This window comes from Pseudomonas sp. AGC41 (genome assembly GCF_057334555.1).
This window is the reverse complement of sequence record NZ_JBHFJB010000138.1, coordinates 11,764-14,622: the sequence shown is the minus strand read 5'-3', so window position 1 is coordinate 14,622 and position 2,859 is coordinate 11,764. Positions and strand designations below refer to the sequence as shown.

Below are 2,859 nucleotides of genomic sequence, written 5' to 3'. Positions count from 1 at the left end.
GCAGGCTCGCTCCCACAGGTTGCGCCCGCTCACAGGCTGGCTTTGCTAACGGGTCCCGATTTACCGTCGGGCCAGTTTTAACCAAGGACCTTTATGTCGCGTCGCATATCCCCCGTCATACCCGGCTTCGGGCTGACGCTGGGCTACACCCTGGTGTACCTCAGTCTGATTGTGCTCATACCCTTGGCGGCGATGTTCGTGCATGCCGCCCAACTCACCTGGGAACAGTTCTGGGCGATCATTTCGGCGCCGCGGGTGCTGGCAGCCTTGAAGCTCAGTTTCGGTACCGCGCTGTACGCTGCGATCATCAATGGCGTGATCGGGACGCTGTTGGCCTGGGTGCTGGTGCGCTACACCTTCCCCGGTCGCAAGATCATTGACGCGATGATCGATCTGCCGTTCGCCTTGCCCACCGCTGTGGCCGGCATCGCCCTGACGGCGCTGTACGCGCCGACTGGCCTGGTCGGCCAGTTCGCCACCGACCTGGGTTTCAAGATCGCCTACACCCCGCTGGGCATCACCTTGGCGCTGACCTTCGTGACGCTGCCGTTCGTGGTGCGCACGGTGCAGCCGGTGCTGGCCGACATTCCCCGTGAAGTCGAAGAAGCCGCCGCCTGCCTCGGCGCCAAGCCATGGCAGGTGTTCCGCCATATCCTCGTGCCGGCTCTGTTACCGGCCTGGTTGACCGGCTTCGCCCTGGCCTTTGCCCGGGGCGTGGGCGAGTACGGCTCGGTGATTTTCATCGCCGGCAACATGCCGATGAAGACCGAGATCCTGCCGCTGCTGATCATGGTCAAGCTCGACCAATACGACTACACCGGCGCCACCTCCATCGGCGTGCTGATGCTGGTGGTTTCCTTCGTCCTGTTGCTGCTGATCAACTTGTTGCAGCGGCGCATCGAAACCCCATAAGGAGGCGCGAACCATGTCCCAATCGTCTATTTCCGCCGCCTCCACCAACGCTGCCCGCCGCGGCAGCGCGGTTTCGCGGCGCATCCTGATCGGCCTCGGCTGGCTGGTTTTTGCACTGTTTCTGCTGCTGCCGCTGTTCATCGTGGTGTCCCAGGGCCTGAAGTCGGGCCTGGGAACGTTCTTCGCGGCGATCTTCGAACCCGATGCGCTATCGGCGCTCAAGCTCACCGTGTTTGCCGTGTTGATCTCGGTGCCGTTGAACCTGGTGTTCGGCGTCAGCGCCGCATGGTGCGTGAGCAAGTATTCGTTCCGTGGCAAAAGCATGCTGGTGACGCTGATCGACCTGCCGTTCTCGGTGTCGCCGGTAATCGCTGGCCTGGTCTACGTGTTGATGTTTGGTGCCCAGGGCCTGTTCGGGCCGTGGCTGTCGGATCACGATATCCAGATCGTGTTCGCGCTGCCGGGCATCGTCCTGGCGACGATCTTCGTCACCGTGCCGTTCGTGGCCCGTGAACTGATCCCGCTGATGCAGGAGCAGGGCACCCAGGAAGAAGAGGCCGCGCGCCTGCTGGGCGCCAACGGCTGGCAGATGTTCTGGCATGTGACTGTGCCGAACATCAAGTGGGGTCTGATCTATGGCGTGGTGCTGTGTACCGCCCGGGCGATGGGCGAGTTCGGCGCGGTGTCGGTGGTTTCCGGGCACATTCGCGGGGTGACCAACACCCTGCCGCTGCACGTCGAGATCCTCTACAACGAATACAACCACGTGGCCGCGTTCGCCGTGGCGAGCTTGTTGCTGATCCTGGCGCTCTTCATCCTGCTGCTCAAGCAGTGGAGCGAAAACCGAATCAACCGCCTGCGCGCCAGCGCCGCGGAGGAATAAGTCATGTCGATCGAAGTCCGTAACGTCAGCAAGAACTTCAACGCCTTCAGGGCGCTGGACGATATCAGCCTGGACATCCAGAGCGGCGAGCTGGTGGCGCTGCTCGGCCCGTCGGGCTGCGGCAAAACCACCTTACTGCGGATCATCGCCGGCCTCGAGACCCCGGACCAAGGCAACATCGTTTTCCACGGTGAGGACGTTTCCGGCCACGACGTGCGTGATCGCAACGTCGGTTTTGTGTTCCAGCACTACGCCTTGTTCCGCCACATGACGGTGTTCGACAACGTCGCTTTCGGCTTGCGTATGAAGCCCAAGAACCAGCGCCCGAACGAAAGCCAGATCGCGACCAAGGTCCATGAACTGCTGAACATGGTGCAGTTGGACTGGCTCGCCGACCGTTATCCAGAGCAGTTGTCCGGCGGCCAGCGCCAGCGTATCGCCCTGGCCCGCGCCTTGGCGGTGGAACCCAAGGTGTTGCTGCTGGACGAACCGTTCGGCGCCCTCGACGCCAAGGTCCGCAAGGAATTGCGCCGCTGGCTGGCGCGGCTGCACGAGGACATCAACCTGACCTCGGTGTTCGTGACCCACGACCAGGAAGAGGCCATGGAAGTCGCCGACCGGATCGTGGTGATGAACAAGGGCGTTATCGAACAGATCGGCTCACCAGGCGATGTGTACGAGAACCCGGCCAGCGATTTTGTCTATCACTTCCTGGGCGACTCGAACCGTCTGCACCTTGGGGAGGACCGGCATGTGCTGTTCCGTCCGCATGAAGTGTCGTTGTCGCGCTCGGAACTGGAAGACCACCACGCCGCCGAAGTGCGCGACATTCGCCCGCTTGGCGCGACCACGCGGGTAACGTTGAAGGTCGAAGGCCAGAGCGAACTGATCGAGGCCGAAGTGGTGAAGGACCACGACAGCCTGGTTGGGTTGGCGAAGGGCGAGACGCTGTTCTTCAAGCCGAAGGTCTGGCAGAAGGTTTCAAACCTTTAAAAGCTTCGCGAGCAGGGCTCGCTCCCACAAGGGATTTGTGTACGACGCCAATCCAATGTGGGAGCGAGCCC

The 2,859-nt window shown here is 62.2% G+C and carries 3 protein-coding genes; all 3 read left to right on the top strand.

Annotation, left to right across the window (positions count from 1 at the left end; translation table 11 throughout):
* Nucleotides 1-93: 93 nt before the first annotated feature.
* The 3 genes from cysT to ACE04F_RS22800 are packed head-to-tail and all read left to right on the top strand — an operon-like array spanning nucleotide 94 to nucleotide 2,788.
* Nucleotides 94-912, top strand: coding sequence for a sulfate ABC transporter permease subunit CysT (cysT, locus tag ACE04F_RS22810; RefSeq protein ID WP_013692011.1), 819 nt, complete (start codon nucleotides 94-96; stop codon nucleotides 910-912).
* Between the two features lie 13 nt (nucleotides 913-925).
* Nucleotides 926-1,795, top strand: coding sequence for a sulfate ABC transporter permease subunit CysW (cysW, locus tag ACE04F_RS22805; protein WP_305497621.1), 870 nt, complete (start codon nucleotides 926-928; stop codon nucleotides 1,793-1,795).
* A gap of 3 nt (nucleotides 1,796-1,798) precedes the next feature.
* Nucleotides 1,799-2,788, top strand: coding sequence for a sulfate/molybdate ABC transporter ATP-binding protein (locus ACE04F_RS22800; RefSeq protein ID WP_003186962.1), 990 nt, complete (start codon nucleotides 1,799-1,801; stop codon nucleotides 2,786-2,788).
* The last annotated feature ends 71 nt before the right edge of the window (nucleotides 2,789-2,859 follow it).

Coding starts and splice junctions, on each gene's coding strand:
- ACE04F_RS22800 (WP_003186962.1), top strand. CDS start 1,799: ATGTCGATCGAAGTCCGTAACGTCAGCAAGAACTTCAACGCCTTCAGG.
- cysW (WP_305497621.1), top strand. CDS start 926: ATGTCCCAATCGTCTATTTCCGCCGCCTCCACCAACGCTGCCCGCCGC.
- cysT (WP_013692011.1), top strand. CDS start 94: ATGTCGCGTCGCATATCCCCCGTCATACCCGGCTTCGGGCTGACGCTG.